This window comes from Streptomyces sp. MS19 (assembly GCF_047200595.1).
Lineage (GTDB): Bacteria > Actinomycetota > Actinomycetes > Streptomycetales > Streptomycetaceae > Streptomyces.
On the sequence record NZ_JBJZOH010000012.1, the window covers coordinates 48,952 to 68,828 of the forward strand.

15 protein-coding genes are annotated in these 19,877 nt (G+C 72.8%); 10 read left to right on the forward strand and 5 right to left on the reverse strand.

The features are described 5' to 3' along the window. Positions 1-124 precede the first annotated feature (124 nt). Genes ACL02R_RS14675 through ACL02R_RS14695 form a run of 5 tightly spaced genes read left to right on the forward strand, consistent with a single transcriptional unit; the run spans position 125 to position 7,180 of the window. Positions 125-1,492 (forward strand): ABC transporter substrate-binding protein, encoded by a 1,368-nt coding sequence (locus ACL02R_RS14675; RefSeq protein ID WP_412797330.1) that lies wholly within the window; start codon positions 125-127, stop codon positions 1,490-1,492. Position 1,493: 1 nt separating this feature from the next. Beyond that, the gene (locus ACL02R_RS14680) at positions 1,494-2,378 is read left to right on the forward strand and encodes a carbohydrate ABC transporter permease (protein WP_412797331.1); all 885 of its coding nucleotides are present in this window, start codon (positions 1,494-1,496) and stop codon (positions 2,376-2,378) included. Positions 2,379-2,388: 10 nt separating this feature from the next. After that, on the forward strand, positions 2,389-3,258 hold the full coding sequence (locus ACL02R_RS14685) for a carbohydrate ABC transporter permease (RefSeq protein ID WP_412797332.1): 870 nt from the start codon (positions 2,389-2,391) through the stop codon (positions 3,256-3,258). Positions 3,259-3,277: 19 nt separating this feature from the next. Then, positions 3,278-4,894, forward strand: coding sequence for a glycoside hydrolase family 13 protein (locus tag ACL02R_RS14690; RefSeq protein ID WP_412797333.1), 1,617 nt, complete (start codon positions 3,278-3,280; stop codon positions 4,892-4,894). 54 nt (positions 4,895-4,948) lie between these two features. Next, positions 4,949-7,180, forward strand: coding sequence for a discoidin domain-containing protein (locus ACL02R_RS14695; protein WP_412797334.1), 2,232 nt, complete (start codon positions 4,949-4,951; stop codon positions 7,178-7,180). 275 nt (positions 7,181-7,455) lie between these two features. On the opposite strand, the gene ACL02R_RS14700 is transcribed toward ACL02R_RS14695, so the two are convergent. From ACL02R_RS14700 to ACL02R_RS14710, 3 genes are read right to left on the reverse strand one after another with little or no spacing between them, the layout of a single operon-like run. Beyond that, the gene (locus ACL02R_RS14700) at positions 7,456-7,938 is read right to left on the reverse strand and encodes a hypothetical protein (protein WP_412797335.1); all 483 of its coding nucleotides are present in this window, start codon (positions 7,936-7,938) and stop codon (positions 7,456-7,458) included. A gap of 12 nt (positions 7,939-7,950) precedes the next feature. After that, entirely contained in the window at positions 7,951-8,319 is a 369-nt protein-coding gene (locus ACL02R_RS14705) for an ArsR/SmtB family transcription factor (RefSeq protein ID WP_412797336.1), read from the reverse strand. Continuing rightward, positions 8,316-8,762, reverse strand: a complete 447-nt coding sequence (locus tag ACL02R_RS14710; RefSeq protein WP_412797337.1) for an SRPBCC domain-containing protein — start codon at positions 8,760-8,762, stop codon at positions 8,316-8,318. The genes ACL02R_RS14705 and ACL02R_RS14710 overlap by 4 nt, the downstream gene beginning before the upstream one ends. 273 nt (positions 8,763-9,035) lie before the next feature. Between ACL02R_RS14710 and ACL02R_RS14715 the strand changes: the two genes are divergently transcribed. Further along, complete coding sequence (locus ACL02R_RS14715) at positions 9,036-10,151, forward strand: CobW family GTP-binding protein (RefSeq protein WP_412797338.1); 1,116 nt, start codon at positions 9,036-9,038, stop codon at positions 10,149-10,151. Here ACL02R_RS14715 and ACL02R_RS14720 read toward each other — a convergent pair whose 3' ends face one another. Beyond that, positions 10,152-12,599 (reverse strand): DNA gyrase/topoisomerase IV subunit A, encoded by a 2,448-nt coding sequence (locus tag ACL02R_RS14720; RefSeq protein WP_412797339.1) that lies wholly within the window; start codon positions 12,597-12,599, stop codon positions 10,152-10,154. It lies immediately after the preceding gene. A gap of 151 nt (positions 12,600-12,750) precedes the next feature. Between ACL02R_RS14720 and ACL02R_RS14725 the strand changes: the two genes are divergently transcribed. The 3 genes from ACL02R_RS14725 (at position 12,751) to ACL02R_RS14735 (ending at position 16,505) form a co-directional block, all read left to right on the forward strand. After that, positions 12,751-14,133 (forward strand): M16 family metallopeptidase, encoded by a 1,383-nt coding sequence (locus ACL02R_RS14725; RefSeq protein ID WP_412797426.1) that lies wholly within the window; start codon positions 12,751-12,753, stop codon positions 14,131-14,133. 59 nt (positions 14,134-14,192) lie between these two features. Further along, a complete protein-coding gene (locus ACL02R_RS14730) occupies positions 14,193-15,560 on the forward strand; it encodes a M16 family metallopeptidase (RefSeq protein WP_412797427.1) in 1,368 nt (455 codons plus the stop codon). 267 nt (positions 15,561-15,827) lie between these two features. Then, on the forward strand, positions 15,828-16,505 hold the full coding sequence (locus ACL02R_RS14735; protein ID WP_412797340.1) for a GntR family transcriptional regulator: 678 nt from the start codon (positions 15,828-15,830) through the stop codon (positions 16,503-16,505). Between the two features lie 228 nt (positions 16,506-16,733). On the opposite strand, the gene ACL02R_RS14740 is transcribed toward ACL02R_RS14735, so the two are convergent. Beyond that, positions 16,734-17,024 carry an HPr family phosphocarrier protein gene (locus ACL02R_RS14740; protein WP_412797341.1) on the reverse strand — a complete coding sequence of 97 codons (291 nt, stop codon included), beginning with the start codon at positions 17,022-17,024 and terminating at the stop codon, positions 16,734-16,736. 96 nt (positions 17,025-17,120) lie between these two features. Here ACL02R_RS14740 and ACL02R_RS14745 point away from each other — a divergent pair, with 96 nt between their 5' ends. After that, positions 17,121-19,835 carry a GNAT family N-acetyltransferase gene (locus ACL02R_RS14745; RefSeq protein WP_412797342.1) on the forward strand — a complete coding sequence of 905 codons (2,715 nt, stop codon included), beginning with the start codon at positions 17,121-17,123 and terminating at the stop codon, positions 19,833-19,835. Positions 19,836-19,877: the final 42 nt, after the last annotated feature.

The window sequence follows — 19,877 nt, forward strand, 5'->3', positions numbered from 1 at the left end:
TCCTCCTGCCTTAGGTGACAACTCGGCGTCGATATTTTTCAATCTACACGCAGGATCTTGCGCATCGGTGATCCCGGTGGTTGAGTGTGCGCCACTCCAGGCCATGCTGACGAAGGGGTCATCCATGACACGCAGCGCGCACCGTCGCCGCGTCGCTCTCGCCACCACGGCCGTTCTCGCTCTCACGCTCGCCGCCTGTTCCTCGGACGACGACAGCGGTGAGAGCGAGGACGGCAGAATCCAGCTCGACATCAACGGCCAGCCTCCCGGCACCGACGCACGGGAGCTCGCCATCTTCGAGGCGGAGGTCGCCGCTTTCGAGGACGCCCACCCCGATATCGACATCGTCCCCCACGAGGGCTTCATGGAGCCCGAGACGTTCAACACCAAAATCGCCAGCGGCCAGCTGGAGGACGTCTTCTATGTCTACTTCACCGACCCGGCCCGTCTGATCGAGCAGGGTTACGCCGCCGACATCACCGACTACCTCGGCGACGTCGAATACCTCGACCAGGTCAAGCCCGAGCTGAACGAGGTCTTCCAGGACGCGGAAGGCCGCCAGTACGGCATACCCACCGCCAACTACTCCATGGGCCTCCTCTACAACCGCGACCTCTTCGAGCAGGCGGGTCTCGACCCGAACGCGCCTCCCACCACCTGGGAGGAGGTCCGCGAGGCCTCCGCCGCCATCTCCGAACTCGGCGGCGGCGTCACCGGATACGGCGAGTGCGCCATCGAGAACACCGGTGGCTGGCACCTCACCAGCGAGATCTACTCCACCGGCGGCGAGGTCGCCACGCAGGAGGGCGACAGCTGGCGCGCCGCGTTCAACACCCCCGAGACCACCGCGCTCCTCGAAAACCTCCAGGCCATGCGCTGGGAGGACGACTCGATGGGCGGCGACCAGATGCGGTCCTGCGAGGACCTGATGATCTCGATGGGCGCCGGCCAGCTCGGCATGTACGTCGCCGCCCCCGACAACATCCCCAGCATCGTGCGCCAGTACGAGGGGACGTACGAGAACCTGGGCCTCGGCCCGATCCCCGGCGGTCAGGGCACCCTCATCGGCGGCGAGGGCTACATGATCAACGCCGAGGCGTCGCCCGAGCAGATCGAGGCCGCGCTGACCTGGCTCCAGTGGCGGTTCGTCAACCCGGACGAGACCGAGCGCCGTATCCAGGACCGCGTCGAGGACGACCAGCCGGTCGGCCTGCCGATGCCCCCCACCCCGGACATCTGGGTCGAGGGTGCCACCCGTGACGCGGTCGAGGCGCTGAAGGAAGCGCACGCCAACGTCCCGATCGAGAACGTCGCCCCCTTCATGGACGCCGCGCCCACCATCCCGGGCCGCATCGAGCCGCCGTCGGCCCAGGAGGTCTACGCGCTCCTCGACAACGTCGTCCAGGGTGTGCTGACCGACGAGTCCGCCGACATCGGGTCCCTCCTCGACGAGGCCGAGACGGCGGTCAACCGGATCTACGACGCCCTCTGACATGGCCACCCCCGCATCGCGCCGCCGGTTGACGGAGAACGTCACCGCCTACGGGTTCCTCTGCGCGGCCCTCGTCGTCTTCGCCTTCTTCGCCTGGTGGCCGGCCATCCGCAACGTGGTCCTGAGCTTCCAGGAGGTGAATTTCGTCCGCGGGTCCAGCTGGGTGGGTCTGGAGAACTTCGAGTTCATCTTCGACGACCCGCTGTTCGCCACCGCGTGGCGCAACAGCGCCATCTTCTCGCTGTACGCGCTGGTCCTCGGATTCGGTGTCCCCTTCGTCACCGCGGTCCTCATCAACGAGTTCCGTCACGCGCGGGCGTACTTCCGCGTCCTGGTGTACCTGCCGGTGATGCTGCCGCCCGTCGTGGTCGCGCTGATGTGGCGATGGTTCTACCAGCCGGAAGGTGGGCTGATCAACGAGGTGCTCGGCACCGTCGGTCTGCCCGCCTCCGACTGGATCAACTCCCCGAGCACCTCCCTGATCTCGCTCGTCATCGTCTCCACCTGGGCCAACATGGGCAGCGCGACCCTGATCTACCTCGCCGCGCTCCAGACCATCCCGGGCGAGCTGTACGAGTCGGCGGAACTGGACGGCGCGGGCATCTTCAAACGGTTGTGGCACGTGACGATCCCGCAGACGCGCTTCGTCATCCTCATGCTGCTGCTGATGCAGGTGATCGCGACGATGCAGGTGTTCACGGAACCGTTCGTGATGACCGGGGGCGGTCCGCAGGACTCCACCGTCACGGTGATGCTCCTCGTCTACCGCTACGCCTTCCAGTACAACAACTTCGGCGCCGCCAGCGCCATGAGCCTCCTGCTCCTGCTGGTCCTCGCCGTCTTCTCCGCCGCCTACCTGCGGGTCACCCGCAGCCGGCAGATCTGAGGGAGCCGACATGCGTACTCTCGTGCGGCCCGCGGTTCTCCGGACCACCCGCGGCAGGATCGTCTACTGGTCCGTCCTCGCCGTCGCCCTGCTCGCGTTCACGGTCGCCTTCATCATCCCGCTCTACTGGATGTTCACCGGCGGCATGAAGAGCTCGCCCGAGCTGGCGAGGACGCCTCCCACCTACATACCCGAGGAGTGGCACCCGCAGAACTACGGCGACGCCTGGTCCGAACTGGACCTCGCCAAGTACTTCGGCAACACCCTCGTCCTCATCGGCGGCGCCTGGCTGCTCAGCCTCGCCGTGCAGCTGCCCGCCGCCTACGCCCTGTCCAAGCTGCGCCCGCGCTTCGGCAACGTCGTCCTCGGCCTGATGCTCGTCACGCTGATGATGCCGGCGACGGCCCTGCTCGTACCGAGCTACCTCACCGTCTCCGACTTGCCGATCTTCGGTACCAGCCTGATCAACAACCCGGCGGCCGTCTGGCTGCCGGCCGCGGCGAACGCGTTCAACATCTACGTCCTGAAGAACTTCTTCGACCAGATACCGGACGAACTGCTCGACGCTGCGCGCATCGACGGCGCGAGCGCGTTCACCACGTTCCGCCGCATCATCCTCCCGCTGTCCCGCCCGATCGTCGCCGTGGTGTCCATCCTGTCCATCACCGCGCTCTGGCGTGACTTCATCTGGCCGCTCGTCGTGCTGCCCGACCCGGCCAAACAGCCCATCACCGTCTACTTGCAGCGGATCGCCGACACCACGTCCCTGAACCTGCTGACCGCGGGGCTCGTCCTCGCCAGCATTCCCCTCGTGGTGATCTTCCTGATCTTCCAGCGCCATATTCTCGCCGGCCTCACCGCGGGCAGCCTCAAGGGCTGAGTTCCGGAAAGGACCTCTCGTGCCGCACAACCCCACCGCATGGTGGCGGAACGCCGCCATCTACCAGGTGTATCCACGAAGCTTCGCCGACGGGGACGGCGACGGCACCGGCGACCTCGCCGGCGTCAGGGCCCGGCTGCCGTACCTGGCCGGGCTCGGCGTCGAGGCGCTGTGGTTCACGCCCTGGTACGTCTCACCGCTCGTGGACGGCGGCTACGACGTGGCGGACTACCGCGCCATCGACCCCGCCTTCGGGACGCTGGCCGAGGCCGAGAAGCTGATCGCCGAGGCGCGCCAGCTCGGCCTGCGCACGATCGTGGACGTCGTGCCCAACCACATCTCCGACGAGCACCCGTGGTTCAAGGCGGCACTCGCCGCGCCCCCCGGCAGCCCCGAGCGCGAGCTGTTCCACTTCCGCCCGGGGCGCGGTCCCGGGGGCGAGGAGCCGCCGAACAACTGGCGCGGCGAGTTCGGCGGCGTCCCGTGGACCCGCACCACCAATGCGGACGGGACACCGGGGGACTGGTACCTCCACCTCTTCACACCGGGCCAGCCGGACGTCAACTGGGCCCACCCGCGGGTCCGACAGGAGCACGAGGACATCCTCCGCTTCTGGTTCGACCGCGGCGCGGCCGGCGTACGCATCGACTCGGCCGCCCTGCTGGCCAAGGACCCCGACCTGCCGGACTTCGAGGTCGGCAAGGACCCGCACCCCTTCGTGGACCGGGACGAGCTGCACGACATCTACCGGTCCTGGCGCGCCATCGCCGACGAGTACGACGGCGTGCTGATCGGCGAGCTGTGGCTGCCGGACGCCGAGCGCTTCGCCCGCTACCTGCGCAACGACGAGCTGCACACCGCGTTCAACTTCAGCCTGATGTCCTGCCCCTGGGACCCGGCGCTGCTGCGCGAGTCGATCGACACCACCCTCGCCTCGCACGCGGACGTCGGCGCGCCCGCGACCTGGGTGCTGTGCAACCACGACATCACCCGCACCGTCACCCGTTACGGCCGCGCCGGGGACACCGGCTTCTCCTTCGCCGGCAAGCGGTTCGGCACCCCCAGCGACATCGCGCTCGGCACCCGCCGCGCCCGCGCCGCCGCCCTGCTGACGCTTGCCCTGCCCGGCGCCGTCTACCTCTACCAGGGAGAGGAACGCGGCCTGCCCGAGGCCGACGTCCCGCGCGACCGCATCACCGACCCGATGCACGAGCGGTCCGGCGGCGTCGACCCGGGCCGCGACGGCTGCCGCGTCCCCCTGCCGTGGGAGGGCACCGAACCCCCCTACGGCTTCGGCGGCGCGGACACCTGGCTGCCCCAGCCCGCGGACTGGGCGCCGTACACCGTCGAGCAGCAGGACGCGGACCCCGCGTCCATGCTCAACCTCTACCGGACCGCGCTGCGCCTGCGCCGCGAGCTGCTCGACGCCGGCCCCACTGGCCTGACCTGGCTCGAAGCGCCGGCGGGCGTCCTGGCGTTCACCCGGTCCGACGGCCTGGTGTGCGCCGTCAACCTGGCGGCGGAGCCCGTTCCGCTCCCCGCCCACACAGCCGTCCTGCTCAGCAGCGCCCCCGTCGAGTCCGCTGACGAGGGAGGTCTGCTGCCGCCGGACACGGCGGTCTGGCTGCGGAACTGATCCTTCCGACGCCGGAGCGCCTGCCCTTCCCCCACCCCCATAGAAGGGAACGACATGGGCGCAACACGAGCGTGGCCGCGCAAGCGGCTGCGCGCGGCGCTCGCCGTCTCCGCCTGCGCGGCCGTCCTGAGCACGCTCGGGATCGCCGCGCCGGCGTACGGCGACGAGTCACAGGAGCCGGCCGCCGAGGCGGCGGACGTCTCGCCCCTGGCCGGTGCGAGCCTGCCGTTCACCACCCAGGAAGCCGAATCCGCCAGTCACACGGGCACGGTCGTCGGCCCGGACTACACGCAGGGCACCGTCGCCTCCGAGGCGTCGGGCCGCCGGGCCGTGCGGATCACGTCAGGACAGCGCGTCCAGTTCACGCTGACGGCCCCGGCCAACGCCGTGACCGTCGCCTACAACGTCCCCGACGGCGCCGACGGCACCCTGTCCGTGTACGCCAACGGCCAGCGCGTCAGCCAGCGCCTCCAGACCACCTCCCGTTACTCCTACTTCGACGCCCCGTGGATCGCGGGCGCGCGCACGCACCACTTCTTCGCGCACGCCCGGCTGCTCCTGGGCCAGAACCTGCCCGCGGGCGCGACCGTCACCGTCCAGGCCGACTCGGGTGACAACGCCGGTCCGTACGTCATCGACACCGCGTCGTTCGAGCAGGTGGCGGGCCCGGCGCAGCAGCCGGCCGGTTCCCTGAGCGTCACGAGCAGGGGCGCCGACCCGACCGGCCAGGCCGACTCGACCCAGGCGTTCATGCAGGCCGTCGCCGAGGGGCGCGGCGGCACCGTGTGGATTCCGCCGGGCACGTACCGGCTGACGCAGCCGGTCTACGTGGAGAACGTCACCCTGCGCGGCGCCGGCGCGTGGCACTCGGTGGTGCGCTCGTCACGCTTCATCAACCAGGGCAGTTCGCCCGGGAACGTCCACATCCGCGACTTCGCCGTCATCGGGGACGTCACCGAGCGCGTGGACAGCAACCCGGACAACTTCGTCAACGGCACGCTCGGCGCGGGCTCGTCGGTCTCCGGCATGTGGCTCCAGCACCTGAAGGTCGGCCTGTGGCTGACCGGCGCCAACGACGGCCTCGTCGTGGAGAACAACCGCATCCTCGACATGGCCGCCGACGGCCTCAACCTCAACGGCAGCGCCAACGGCATCGTCGTACGCAACAACTACCTGCGCAACACCGGTGACGACGCCCTCGCCATGTGGTCGCTGCCCGCGGTCAACCGCAACTCGACGTTCGAGAACAACACCGTCGTCCAGCCCAACCTCGCCAACGGCATCGCCATCTACGGCGGCGAGAACATCACCGTGCGCGGCAACCACATCCAGGACACCAACGCCCTCGGCAGCGGCATCGCCATCTCCAACCAGGCGTTCATGCAGCCGTTCTTCCCCCTGGCGGGGACGACCCGCGTGGACGGCAACACCCTGGTCCGCACGGGCGCGATGAATCCCAACTGGAACCACCCGATGTCCGCCATCCGCGTGGACGCCTACAACCACGCCGTCACCTCCAGCGTCCAGATCACGAACACCACGATCCAGGACAGCCCGTACAGCGCCTTCCAGTTCGTCTCCGGCAGCGGCCAGGGCCTCGGGGCGAGCAACGTGACGGTCGACGGCGCCACGGTCCGCAACGTGGGCACCGTCGTCGTGCAGGCGGAGACGACCGGCTCGGCGACGTTCCGCAACGTCACCGCGACCGGCGTCGGGGCCGCGGGCCGCTACAACTGCCCGTACCCGGCGAACATCCCGCCGTTCCAGATCAACGACGGCGGCGGCAACTCCGGCTGGAGCAGCACGTGGAACGACTGCGGCAGCTGGCCGCAGCCGGGCCGGCAGCCCGAGCCGCCGGACCCGGACCGCAACCTCGCGCTGCACCGCCCGGTCACCGTCAGCAGCCACACCGAGGTGTACGACGGCTCGCGCGCGGTGGACGGCAACGCGTCGACGTACTGGGAGAGCCGCAACAACGCGTTCCCGCAGACGCTGACCGTCGATCTCGGCGCGTCCACGCAGGTGGGACGGGTCGCGCTGCGGCTGCCCCCGTCCGCCGACTGGGGGACCCGCACGCAGACCGTGACCATACGCGGCGGCGACTCCACCGGCAGCCTGCGCGACCTGGTCACGCAGCGCGGCTACACGTTCGACCCGGCGAGCGGGAACCAGATCTCCCAGGCCCTGCCGGGCGGCACGTCCGTGCGCTACGTCCAGCTCACGTTCACCGGCAACACGGGATGGCCCGCCGGCCAGCTGGGCGAGATCGAGGTCTACCGCTCCTGACCGGCTGAGACACCCCTGCACCACCCCCGATGGCAGCACCCCCGGCGGCGCCCTCCTCCCGCGCCGCCGGGGGTGCCGCCTGTGCGCCGAGGACGGAGGAAGCCCCGTGCGCCAGGCCGTCCGCCGGTCTCGGCGGACACCTCTCGCCCGCGGCGCATACGCGGCGGGCTGTGCCCGCAGGGCGCGTTACGGCGGCGGGGCGGCCCGGTCCACGCAGTCGGTCCTCGGGGGAGAGCGGGGGACCGGGCGGCCGATGCCCGACTCGGACGCCGCCCTCAGGCGTGCCCGGGGACGGCGGCGCGAAGATCGAGGAGCTGTCGCGTGTGCACGGGCACGTGGTCCTCGGCGAGGCCATCGACGAGGCGTGCCAGCGGAATCGGCTGGTCCAGCACGAGTACGCCGTTGGACAGGAGGAGCGACGGCACCGGAACCGAGGCGGCTTTCTCGTCGAGCCGATCGGCGATGTCGCACAGGACGGTGGCCTGGCTCCTCACATGATCACTCAGGTCCGCCCGCCCCGCGTGCTCGGTGATGATCCGGTCAAGATTCCAGGTGTCGAGGGAGACCCGGTTGTCGAAGGTGGGCCGCGAGCCGGCGACGACGCTGAGAGCGACCGCCGCGATCGAGGCGTCGACGCTGAGGAGATGGGCCAGTATCTGGTCGGCGTTCCATCCCCCGTCGTCCGCGTCGCCGAGGCCCGGGGTGGCCGCCGCGTCGAGCAGCCTGTCGTAGGCGCGGCGAAGTGCTGTCGTATCCATGGCGTGTTTCCTTCATTCGGGGCGTGTCGGACTCGAATCCCGCTCCGCCGCCTCGGCGACGCGCTTGATGTCCGCCAACCGCCGGTCCCAGCGGGCCGCGAGCGTGGCCATCCACCGTGCCGTCGTGTCCAGCGCCGCGGGCCGCACCGCGTACCGCACCTCGCGTCCGACCCGGACGCCGGAAACCAGCCCGGCGGCCTCCAGGACGGCGAGGTGCTTGACCACCGCCTGCCGTGAGACGGGAAGTCGTCCGGCGAGCGTCGTGGCAGTGCCCTCGCCCTGTGTGGCGAGCAGATCGAGCAGTCGGCGTCGCGTCGGGTCGGCCAGCGCACCGAGGACGCTGTCGACGGCCTCGGCGGCGCCGGGACGTTCTTCCGTCACGTGGAGGACTGTTCGGCGCGTGTCCTGAGCGCGTCGAGCTCCATGGGCCAGCCCCCGGCGTGGTCCTTCAAATTCTGACTGCGCAGCTCCTCGGACCCGGCCAGTGCCGCGAACCCGCTCTCGACGACGCGCAGCCGCGTCTGCCCGCCTTCCGGGGTCAACGTGAACTCCACAAGCGTGCTGTTGTCCTCGCGCAGCTCTTCTCCGGGGAACGCGCTGGTCCAGCGGTACGCCAGATACGTGGGCGGCTCGACCTTCTCCACGCGCACCGGGAAGTCCCCGTGCTCGGCGTTCCGCGCCGTCATCGACTCGCCTTCCCTTGCCACGGTGCCGGGCAGGCTCGCCTTGTCGGCCACCCAGAACCCGGGCTGGGCCACCAGCGACCAGACCCGTTCCAGGGGTGCTGCGATCAGGGTTTCGCGTTCGATCCGGTCCTCGCTCAAGAGAGGCTCCTTCACCGTCGTCATCGGATGCAACCCCAGGGTTGCACTTTGACCGCTGAGATGCAACCCGAGGGTTGCGCCTAGTGTCCTGAGCCGGAGGTCCGGTGTCGGCTGGGTATGAGTCGTCCGGGTCCCGAGCCCGCGCCGTTGTCGGTCACCGATGCCCAGCGGGTGGTGCCGGAAGGCCGGCGCGCCTGCGCACCCCGGTCACGGAACCAACCGCCGGGGCAAGCCCCGGAGGACTTCCTGAGCCGATCGGTAAGCTCGGGTCTCATGCCGACCAGCCGAGTCCCCGTCGTCGTCCTCACCGGCCATCTGGGCAGCGGGAAGACGACGCTGCTCAACCACCTGCTGCGGAACCGCGCGGGGCTGCGCATCGGCGCGGTCGTCAACGACTTCGGCAGCATCCCGGTCGACGCGCTGCTGGTGGACGGGCAGGTCGACGCGATGGCGTCGTTCGGCAACGGCTGCCTGTGCTGCGCCGTGGACACCGAGGACCTCGACGCGGCGCTCGGGCGGCTCGCCGACCCGGCCACCGGGATCGGCCTGGTCGTCGTGGAGGCCAGCGGGCTCGCCGAACCGGCCGCGCTGGTCCGCATGGTCCTCGCGAGCGGGCATCCCCGTGTCGTCTACGGCGGGCTGGTGCACGTCGTGGACGCCGCCGAGGCCGAACGCGCCCCGTACCCCGGCTTCGCCGACCTGCTGGTCCTCAACAAGACCGACCGCGTGGACGCCGCGCGGCGCGACGGACTGCTGGCCGCGCTGCGGGAGGCGGGCGGGGGAGCGCCCGTCGTCGCCGCCGAGCAGGGCCGGATCGACCCGCGCCTCCTCTTCGACCCCGCGGGCGCGGGCGGGGAACCGCGCGCGCGGCAGCTGTCGTTCGCCGACCTCCTCGCCGAGGACGACACCCACGACCACGCGGCGCACGCGCACACGCCGTACGAGAGCCTGGCGTTCGAGACCCCGGGGCCGCTGGAGCCCGGCGCGTTCATGCGCTTCCTCGACACACGGCCCGCCGGTCTCTACCGGATGAAGGGCTTCGTCTCCTTCGGCGGCGGCCCGGCGGACCCGTCGTACGCGGTGCACGCCGTCGGCCGGTTCCTGCGCTTCCACCCCGGGGCCGCCACGGGCGCGACGCGGCTGGTCCTCATCGGCGCGGGTCTGGACACCGCCGCCCTGCGGGCCGGGCTCGCCGCCTGCGTCGCGACGGACTGGGACACGCCCGGCGCGGCCCGCGAGGGCATGGGCGAGGTGCTGCGCTTCGTCGAGCACCCCGAGCACCCCGAGCACGCACCGGAGCCCGGCGCGCCCGACGTGGCCGACCCCGCCCACCCGTACGCCGCCGGGCCGGGGGCACCCGCGGCGTACGGGGGCGCGGCGGCCCGCTGATCAGGCCGGGCCCGCGACCACCGCGACGACCTTGCCGAGCGGCGCGCCCGAACCGTCCCGCCGCGGATCGGGCTCCGGCAGCTCGACCGGCGCGCCGGTCGCCGTCGCCGCCCGCGCCGGAGCCGCCCCCGCCCAGGCGAACGTCAGCCCCTCCTCGCCCTTCAGGAACCGCTGGCAGCGCACACCACCCGTCGCACGCCCCTTGCGCGGGTACTGGTCGAACGGCGTCAGCTTCGCCGACCCGAGCGAGTCGTCCAGCGTCCCGCTGCCGCCCGCGACCGTGAACACCACCGCGTCACGCGCCGGATCGACCGCCGTGAACGACAGCACCCGCGCGCCCTCCGCCAGCTTCACGCCCGCCATGCCGCCCGCCTGCCGCCCCTGCGGCCTGACCTGCGACGCCTGGAAGCGCAGCAGCTGGGCGTCGCTGGTGATGAACACCAGGTCCTCCTCGCCCGTCCGCAGCTCGACGCCGCCCACGACGCGGTCACCCTCGCGCAGCGCGACGACCTCAAGCTCCTCCTTGTTCGCCGGGTAGTCGGGCACCACGCGCTTCACCACGCCCTGCTCGGTGCCGAGCGCGAGCCCGGGGGACGACTCGTCCAGTGTCGTCAGGCAGACCACCGTCTCGCCCTGCCGCAGCGACAGGAACTCCGACAGCTGCGCGCCGCCCGCCAGGTTCGGCATCGCCGGGGTCTGCGGGAGCTGCGGCAGGTCCACCACCGACAGGCGCAGCAGCCTGCCCTCCGATGTCACGGCGCCGATCTCGGCCCGGATCGTCGTCGCGACGGCGGAGACGATCACGTCGTGCTTCGTCCGCTTGGCGCGCGGCTCCCCGCCCTCGCCCGCGTCCGTCGTACGGGCCAGCAGCCCCGTCGAGGACAGCAGCACGCGGCACGGGTCGTCCGAGACTTCGAGCGGCACCGCGTCCACCGGCGCGCCGTCCGCCTCGGCCAGCACGGTGCGCCGGGGCGTGCCGTACTTCTTGGCGACCTGGGCCAGCTCGCCCGAGACCAGCTTCCGCAGCTCGGCGTCCGACTCCAGGATGCGCGTCAGCTCCTCGATCTCCCCGTTCAGCCGGTCGCGTTCCGCCTCCAGCTCGATGCGGTCGAAGCGCGTCAGCCGCCGCAGCGGGGTGTCCAGGATGTACTGCGTCTGGGTCTCCGACAGGCCGAAACGCCCGATCAGCGCGTCCTTGGCCGCCGCCGCGTTGTCGCTGGAGCGGATCAGCCGGATGACCTCGTCGATGTCGAGCAGCGCCACCAGCAGGCCCTCGACGAGGTGCAGCCGGTCGCGCCGCTTCGTCCTGCGGAACTCGCTGCGTCTGCGCACCACCTGGAGCCGGTGGTCGACGTAGACCTCCAGCAGCTCCTTCAGACCGAGCGTCAGCGGCTGCCCGTCGACGAGCGCGACGTTGTTGATGCCGAAGGTCTCCTCCATCGGCGTCAGCTTGTACAGCTGCGCGAGGACCGCCTCCGGGTTGAAGCCGTTCTTCACCTCGATGACCAGCCGCAGCCCGTGCTCGCGGTCGGTGAGGTCCTTGACGTCCGCGATGCCCTGGAGGCGCTTCGCGTTCACCAGGTCCTTGATCTTCGCGACGACCTTCTCCGGGCCGACGGTGAACGGCAGCTCGGTGATCACCAGGCCCTGCCGCCGCGCCGTGACCTTCTCCACCGTCGCCGTCGCCCGCATGCGGAAGACGCCGCGGCCGGTCGCGTACGCGTCACGGATGCCGTCGAGCCCGACGATCCGCCCGCCGGTGGGCAGGTCGGGGCCCGGGACGTGGCGCATCAGCGCGTCGAGGTCGGCGTTCGGGTACCGGATCAGGTGCCGCGCGGCGGCGATGACCTCCACCAGGTTGTGCGGCGGCATGTTGGTGGCCATGCCGACGGCGATGCCGCTCGACCCGTTGACCAGCAGGTTCGGGTACGCGGCTGGCAGCGCGAGCGGCTCCTGCTCGCTGCCGTCGTAGTTCGCCGTGAAGTCGACGGTGTCCTCGTCGATCGAGTCGACCATCAGCCCCGACGCCGGCGCCGAGCGGCACTCGGTGTACCGCATGGCGGCGGGCGGGTCGTCGTTGCCGAGCGACCCGAAGTTGCCGTGCCCGTCCACCAGCGGCAGCCGCATGGAGAACGGCTGCGCCATCCGCACCAGCGCGTCGTAGATGGCCGAGTCGCCGTGCGGGTGCAGCTTGCCCATCACCTCGCCCACGACGCGGGCGCACTTGACGTACCCCCGGTCGGGGCGCAGCCCCATGTCGTGCATCTGGTAGAGGATGCGGCGGTGCACCGGCTTCAGCCCGTCCCGCGCGTCGGGCAGCGCCCGCGAGTAGATCACCGAGTAGGCGTACTCCAGAAAGGAGCCCCGCATCTCGTCGACGACGTCGATGTCGAGGATGCGCTCCTCGAACTCCTCCGGCGGCGGGGTCTTGGAACTTCGGCGGGCCATCGGGGCGCTGGCTCCTTCGTACGGGTGGACGGGTTCGTGTGCGGACCATTGTGGACCGCGCCGCTGACAACCCGGAACTTCGCACAGCCCGGCCCGCCTTGCATAAGGTGACAGGACATCGCGACCGTCCGAGAGAAGGGACCTCATGCCCATGGGCCACACGGCCACCCCGCAGAATACCGCCGGCGGGCTCACCGCGACCGAGCACCGGCTGGCCAACGGGTTGCGGGTGGTGCTCTCCGAGGACCGTCTCACGCCCGTCGCGGCCGTCTGCCTCTGGTACGACGTCGGCTCCCGCCACGAGGTCGCCGGCCGCACCGGCCTGGCGCACCTCTTCGAGCACCTGATGTTCCAGGGCTCCGCGCAGGTGTCGGGCAACGGGCACTTCGAACTGGTCCAGAGCGCCGGCGGCTCCCTGAACGGCACCACCAGCTTCGAGCGCACCAACTACTTCGAGACCATGCCGGCCCACCAGCTCGAACTGGCCCTGTGGCTGGAGGCCGACCGCATGGGCACCCTGCTGACGGCGCTCGACGACGAGTCGATGGAGAACCAGCGCGACGTCGTGAAGAACGAGCGCCGCCAGCGCTACGACAACGTGCCCTACGGCACCGCGTTCGAGCGCCTGACCTCCATGGTCTTCCCGGACGGCCACCCCTACCACCACACCCCCATCGGCTCGATGGCGGACCTCGACGCGGCCTCCCTTGAGGACGCCCGCGCGTTCTTCCGCACCTACTACGCGCCCAACAACGCGGTGCTGTCCGTCGTCGGCGACATCGACTCCGAGCGCACCCTCGCCTGGATCGAGAAGTACTTCGGCAGCATCCCGGCCCACGACGGCAAGCGCCCGCCGCGCGACGGCGCGCTGCCCGACGTCATCGGCGCCGAGCTGCGCGAGCTGCTGCGCGAGGACGTCCCCTCCCGCGCCCTGATGGCCGCCTACCGCCTCCCGCAGGACGGCACCCGGGAGGCCGACGCCGCCGACCTCGCGCTCACCGCGCTCGGCGGCGGCGAGTCGTCCCGCCTGCACAACCGCCTGGTGCGGCGCGACCGCACCGCCGTCGGCGCCGGCTTCGGCCTGCTCCGCCTGGCGGGCGCGCCGTCGATGGGCTGGCTGGACGTCAAGGCGTCGAGCGACGCGGAGGTCGCCGACATCGAGCGCGCCGTGGACGAGGAGCTGGCGCGCTTCGCCGAGGAGGGGCCGACTCCCGAGGAGATGGAACGCGCCCAGGCGCAGCTGGAGCGCGAGTGGCTCGACCGGCTGGCCACGGTCGGCAGCCGCGCCGACGAACTGTGCCGCTACGCGGTGCTGTTCGGCGACCCGCAGCTCGCGCTGACGGCCGTGGACCGCATCCTCGCGATCACCCCGGAGGAGGTGCGCGCCGTCGCCGCCGCACGCCTGCGGCCCGACAACCGCGCGGTCCTCGTGTACGAGCCCACCGGGGCGCCGGCCGCCGACGCGGACGCCACGCCGGACAGCAGCACCGAGAGCGACGCCGCGACCGAGCCGACCGAAGGGGCGGACCAGTGACCGACCGGACCGACCGGACCGAAGACCACGTGACGGGGGACGGCGCCCCCGCCGCCACGATGACCCTGCACCCCCGCCCCGCCGGCGGCGAGCCGAACCCCTGGGCGTTCCCCGCACCCGACCGGGGCGGGCTGCCCAACGGGATGACGGTCCTGCGCTGCCACCGTCCCGGCCAGAAGGTCATCGCCGTCGAGATCAACCTGCCCGCCCCGCTGGCCGCCGAGCCCGCCGGGCAGGAGGGCGTCGCGACGATCATGGCCCGCGCGTTCTCCGAGGGCACCGACCGGCACTCGGCCGAGGAGTTCGCCGCCGAGCTGGAGCGCTGCGGCGCGACGCTCGACAGCCACGCGGACCACCCCGGCGTCCGCGTCTCCCTGGAGGTGCCCGCCTCGCGCCTGACGCAGGCGCTGCGGCTGACCGCCGACGCGCTGCGTGCCCCCGCGTTCCCCGAGCACGAGATCGAGCGCCTCGTGCGCAACCGGCTCGACGAGATCCCGCACGAGCTGGCGAACCCGGGCCGCCGCGCGGCGATGGCCCTGTACGACACGCTGTTCCCCGCCACGGCGCGCCTGTCGCGGCCCCGGCAGGGCACGGCGGAGAGCGTCCAGCGCGTGGACGCCAAGGCGGTCCGCGCGTTCTACGAGGCGCATGTCCGCCCGGCGGGCGCCACGGCCGTCGTCGTCGGCGACCTGACCGGCATCGACCTGGACGCCGCCCTCGCCGAGACGCTGGGCGCCTGGACGGGCACGCCCGCGACCGAGCCCGTCTGGGAGTCCGTCACGGCGGACGACCGCGCGCGCGTCGTGATCGTGGACCGGCCCGGCGCCGTCCAGACGCAGCTGCTGATCGGCCGCACCGGCGCGGACCGGCACGACCCGGTGTGGGCCGCCCAGCGCGTCGGCGTCTACTGCCTCGGCGGCACGATCACCTCCCGCCTGGACCGCGTCCTGCGGGAGGAGAAGGGCTACACGTACGGCATCCGTGCGTTCGCCCAGGTGCTCAACTCGCGGGCCGACGGCTCCGGGCTGGCCCTGCTGGGCATCCGCGGCTCGGTCGCGACCGATGTCACGGGCCCGGCACTCGCCGACCTGTGGCAGGTGCTGCGGACGCTGGCCGCCGAGGGGCTGACGGACGAGGAGCGGGACGCGGCCGTGCAGTTCCTGGTGGGTGTCGCCCCGCTCAGCTTCGAGACGGCCGCCGCCGTCGCGGGCACGCTCGCCGACCTGGTCGAGGAGGGTCTGCCGGAGGACTACCAGGCGCGGCTGTACGCGCGGATGGCCGAGACCGGCACGGTCGAGGCGTCCGCGGCCGTGGTGAGCGCGTTCCCGCTGGAGCGGCTCGTCACGGTCCTCGTCGGCGACGCGGCGCAGATCGTCGGGCCCGTGCGCGCCCTCGGCATCGGCGAGGTCACGGTGATCGGCGGCTGACGCCCGCCCCGGCCCCCGGCGGCGGGAAGGCCGCCGCCGGGGGCCGTTTCCCTGTCCGGGGACTTTCCGCGCGCGGGTTTTCCGCGCCCTGGACTCTCCTGGCTGTGAAGTTTTCGTGCTGTGAAGTTTTCGTAAAAATGGGCCGAAAGGCATCGCAGCCCACCGGGACCCCTATCGGCATTCCCGGTTTCTTGCCATACAGTTCGGGGGAGTGATCCGGTCGTAATGCAACAGGGCTGAAGCCGGCGATGGCTGTGGGGGTTTGTCATGCGTATCTCCGCGCACACGGTATGCACGGCGATCCGTGACGACATCGTCGGCGGCGTCCTGCCGCCGGGCGCCCGCCTCGCCGAGGAGCAGCTCGCGCAGCGGTACGGCGTCTCCCGCGTCCCGGTGCGCGAGGCGCTGCGCACGCTGGAGTCCGAGGGCTTCGTCGTCTCACGCCGCCACGCGGGCGCCTGCGTCGCCCAGCCGGGCGACCGCGAGGCCGCCGACCTGCTCGACATGCGCGCCCTCCTGGAACCGCTGGGCGCCGCCCGCGCCGCCCAGCGGCGCACGGAGGCGCACCTCAAGGTGCTGCGCGGGCTCGTGCGCCTCGGACGCCAGCGCGCGGGCCAGGGTCAGGAGGCCGACCTGCGCTCCCTCGCCGACTGGTTCCACGAGACGGTCGCGCAGGCCACGTGCAGTCCCGGCCTGACCGCGCTCCTCGTGCAGCTGCGGCGCAAGGTCACCTGGCTCTACACGGGCGAACCCGTCTCCCGCGCCGTGGTGCTGTGGCAGGAACGCGGCGCCCTGGTGGACGCCATCGCCCGCGGCGACGCGGAACGGGCGCGGGCCCTGGCCGCGGCCCAGCTGGAGCGCGCCGCCCCCGTCAGGCGGCAGTTCCGCACCCCCGTCGCGAGGACCCCGAAACCTGCTGTCAACACGGGCCGCGGCCAGATTTAACAACGACCGCATACAAAAGAACGGCGAGGTCGCGGGAGCGGCGGGACCGTGAATTCCGCCGCCGTATTGGCGGCCGCGCATCGTGCTGCCCGGAATCCAGGAAAACCGCCGCTGTTTATTGTCCGCGGGTGAGTGCGCGCTTACGCATTCGACCGCGACAGGAAGAATCCGCCCGCGCGGCCGCGTGTTTTTCCTCACACCGTTCCGGCTTCCGCCCGCTTTACGTGCTCACGCCTTTTCGGGGAGTTCGTCGAGGCCCTCGGAGACGAGCCGCGCCAGCCGGTCCACCGCCTCCTCCGCCGCCGGGGTGTCCTCGGCGGACGACGCGAGCACGACCTCGTCGCCCCCCTGCGCGCCGAGGGTCAGGACGGCGAGGAGCGACGCCGCGTTCACCGGCGCGCCGCCCGGCCGGGCGATCGTCACCGGTACCCCGGTCGCCATCGCGGCCCGGACGAAGACCGAGGCGGGCCTGGCGTGCAGCCCGTCGGCCCACCCGATCGTGACACGGCGTTCAATCATGCTGTTGCCCTCCGCTGAGGTGGATCGTCGGCCCGACGCCGGTTGCGCGGCCACCTCGGCCGCCCGCCCGGTCCCGCCCAACCGTACGCTGGGCCCATGGCGCCGACACCCGCCGAGCACCCGTACCCCGCCCATTGGGAGGCCGACGTGGTGCTGCGCGACGGCGGCACGGCCCACATCAGGCCCATCACCCCGGCGGACGCCGACCGGCTCGTCAGCTTCTACGAGCGCGTCTCCGACGAGTCGAAGTACTACCGCTTCTTCGCCCCCTACCCCCGGCTGTCCGACCGCGACGTCCACCGCTTCACCCACCACGACTACGTGGACCGCGTCGGCCTCGCCGCCACCGTGCGCGGCCGGTTCCTCGCCACCGTCCGCTACGACCGCGTGGCGCCCGGCTCCGACGTCGCCGAGGTCGCGTTCCTCGTGGAGGACGCCCACCAGGGCCGTGGCCTCGGCTCGGTCCTGCTGGAGCACGTCACCGCCGTCGCCCGCGAGCGCGGCGTCCGCCGCTTCGAGGCCGAGGTCCTGCCCGCCAACGGCAAGATGATCAAGGTCTTCACGGACGCCGGGTACTCCCAGCGCCGCAGCTGGGAGGACGGCGCCGTCCGCCTCACCCTCGACCTGGCGCCCACCGCCGAGTCGCTGGCCGTCATGCGGGCCCGCGAGCAGCGCGCCGAGGCCCGTTCCGTCCAGCGGCTCCTCGCGCCGCGCTCGGTCGCCGTCGTCGGCGCGGGCCGCAGGCCGGGCGGCGCGGGCCGGCGGGTGCTCGCGGCGCTGCTCGCCGCCGGGTTCACCGGCCGCCTCCACGCCGTCAACGCGACCCTGCCGCCCGGCACGGAACGGCTCGGCGGCGTGCCCGCGCACCCGTCCGTGCGCGCCATCAGCGAGCCCGTGGACCTCGCGGTGGTCGCCGTCCCCGCCGGACGGGTCCCCGGCGTCGTCACCGACTGCGGCGAGGCGGGCGTCCAGGGCCTGGTGGTGCTGGCGGCCGGACACGGCACCCACGAGCAGCGGGCGCTCGTCCGGACGGCGCGCGAGTACGGCATGCGCGTCGTGGGCCCCGACGCGTTCGGCCTCCTCAACACGGACCCGGCCGTGCGGCTCAACGCCAGCCCGGCCCCCGCGCTGCCGCCCGCCGGGCGCACGGGGCTGTTCACGCAGTCGGCCGCCATCGGCATGGCCGTGCTCGCCGAACTGGAGCGCCGCGGCGCGGGCCTGTCCACCTTCGTCTCCGCCGGGAACCGCGCCGACGTCTCGGGCAACGACCTCCTCCAGTACTGGGACGAGGACCCCGCCACCGGCGTCGCCCTCATGTACCTCGAATCCATCGGCAACCCCCGCAAGTTCACCCGGCTGGCCCGCCGCACCGCCGCGTCCGGCACGCCCGTCGTCGTGGTGCGCGGCGGGCGGCACAGCGGCGGCGTCCCCCCGCACGGCCACGACGTCCCGCAGGGCGCCACCCCGGAGGCGACCGTCTCCGACCTCCTGCGGCAGGCCGGGGTCATCGAGGCGGACACCGCCACCGAACTCGTCGACACCGGGCTGCTCCTGGCGCAGCAGCCCCTCCCCGCCGGGGCGCGGACCGCCGTCATCGGCAACGCGGAGGCGCTCGGCCTCGTCGCGTACGACGCCTGCCGTGCCCAGGGGCTCACCCCGCTGCCGCCCCGGGGCCTCGGCGCGGCGGCCGGCCCGGACGCGTACGGCGCGGCGCTGGCGGCCGCGCTCGCCGACCCGGGCACCGACGCCGTGGTCGTCACGGCCGTGCCCGCCGGGGCGGCGGCCGTGGTGGCCGAGGACCCCGACAGCACCGACAGCCCCGCTCCCGGCCCCGGACGGCTCGCCCCGGCCCTGCGCGCGGCCCTCGACGCCGCCGCCGACACCGGGCCCCGCAAGCCCGTCCTCGTCGCCCACCTCGGCCTCGACACCCTCGCCGCCGACCTCGGCGGCCACGGCATCCCCGCCTACCCGTCGGCGGAACGCGCCGTCCAGGCACTCGCCCGCGCCGTCCGGCACGCCGAGTGGCGCGCCCGCGCCGCCGATCCGGGCCGCGTCCCGGTGTTCGACGACGTGGACGAGGCCGCCGCCGCCCGGCTCCTCGCCGCCGCCGCGCCCGCCTCCGGCACCGCCGCGCTCGGCCAGGACGCGACGGGACGCCTGCTCGCCGCGTACGGCATCCACGTCCCGCCCACCGCCCCGGCGCCCACCCCGGACGCCGCCGCCGAGGCCGCCGCGCGCCTGGGCTACCCGGTCGCCCTCAAGACCACCGCCCCCCACCTGCGCCACCGCGCCGACCTCGGCGGCACCCGGCTCGACCTCGCCACCGAGGACGAACTGCGCCGCGCCCACGCCGAGCTGACCGGCCGTCTCGGCGACGCCGCCCGCCTGCGCCCCGTCGTCCAGCGGATGGCGCCGCGCGGCGTGGACACGGTGGTCAGGGCCACCGTCGATCCCGCCATCGGCGCCGTCCTGTCCTTCGGCCTGGCCGGCCCCGCGTCCGAACTGCTCGGCGACGTCGGCCACCGGCTGCTGCCCGTCACCGACCGGGACGCGGCCGGGCTCGTACGCTCCCTGCGCGCCGCCCCGATGCTCTTCGGCTGGCGCGGCGCCGGCCCGGTGGACACGGCCGCGCTGGAGGAACTCCTGCTGCGCCTGGGGCGGCTGGTCGAGGACCACCCGGCCATAGCGTCGGTCGACCTGGAGCCGGTCGCGGTCGCCCGGGAGGGCGCCACCCCGCTCGGCGCGACCGTCCGCGTGGCGCCGCCGCCCCCCAGGCCGGACCTCGGCCCGCGCAGGCTGCGCGCGTACTGACGCGTCCCCGGCGGAGTCGGCGACGGCGGCGCCGCTGTCGGA

Bases quoted from the DNA above. Each gene is read 5' to 3' on its own strand.
- ACL02R_RS14740 (WP_412797341.1), bottom strand. From the start codon at position 17,024: ATGATTGAACGCCGTGTCACGATCGGGTGGGCCGACGGGCTGCACGCC.
- ACL02R_RS14680 (WP_412797331.1), top strand. From the start codon at position 1,494: ATGGCCACCCCCGCATCGCGCCGCCGGTTGACGGAGAACGTCACCGCC.
- ACL02R_RS14730 (WP_412797427.1), top strand. From the start codon at position 14,193: ATGACCCTGCACCCCCGCCCCGCCGGCGGCGAGCCGAACCCCTGGGCG.
- ACL02R_RS14745 (WP_412797342.1), top strand. From the start codon at position 17,121: ATGGCGCCGACACCCGCCGAGCACCCGTACCCCGCCCATTGGGAGGCC.
- ACL02R_RS14715 (WP_412797338.1), top strand. From the start codon at position 9,036: ATGCCGACCAGCCGAGTCCCCGTCGTCGTCCTCACCGGCCATCTGGGC.
- ACL02R_RS14695 (WP_412797334.1), top strand. From the start codon at position 4,949: ATGGGCGCAACACGAGCGTGGCCGCGCAAGCGGCTGCGCGCGGCGCTC.
- ACL02R_RS14720 (WP_412797339.1), bottom strand. From the start codon at position 12,599: ATGGCCCGCCGAAGTTCCAAGACCCCGCCGCCGGAGGAGTTCGAGGAG.
- ACL02R_RS14685 (WP_412797332.1), top strand. From the start codon at position 2,389: ATGCGTACTCTCGTGCGGCCCGCGGTTCTCCGGACCACCCGCGGCAGG.
- ACL02R_RS14675 (WP_412797330.1), top strand. From the start codon at position 125: ATGACACGCAGCGCGCACCGTCGCCGCGTCGCTCTCGCCACCACGGCC.
- ACL02R_RS14735 (WP_412797340.1), top strand. From the start codon at position 15,828: ATGCGTATCTCCGCGCACACGGTATGCACGGCGATCCGTGACGACATC.
- ACL02R_RS14725 (WP_412797426.1), top strand. From the start codon at position 12,751: ATGGGCCACACGGCCACCCCGCAGAATACCGCCGGCGGGCTCACCGCG.
- ACL02R_RS14700 (WP_412797335.1), bottom strand. From the start codon at position 7,938: ATGGATACGACAGCACTTCGCCGCGCCTACGACAGGCTGCTCGACGCG.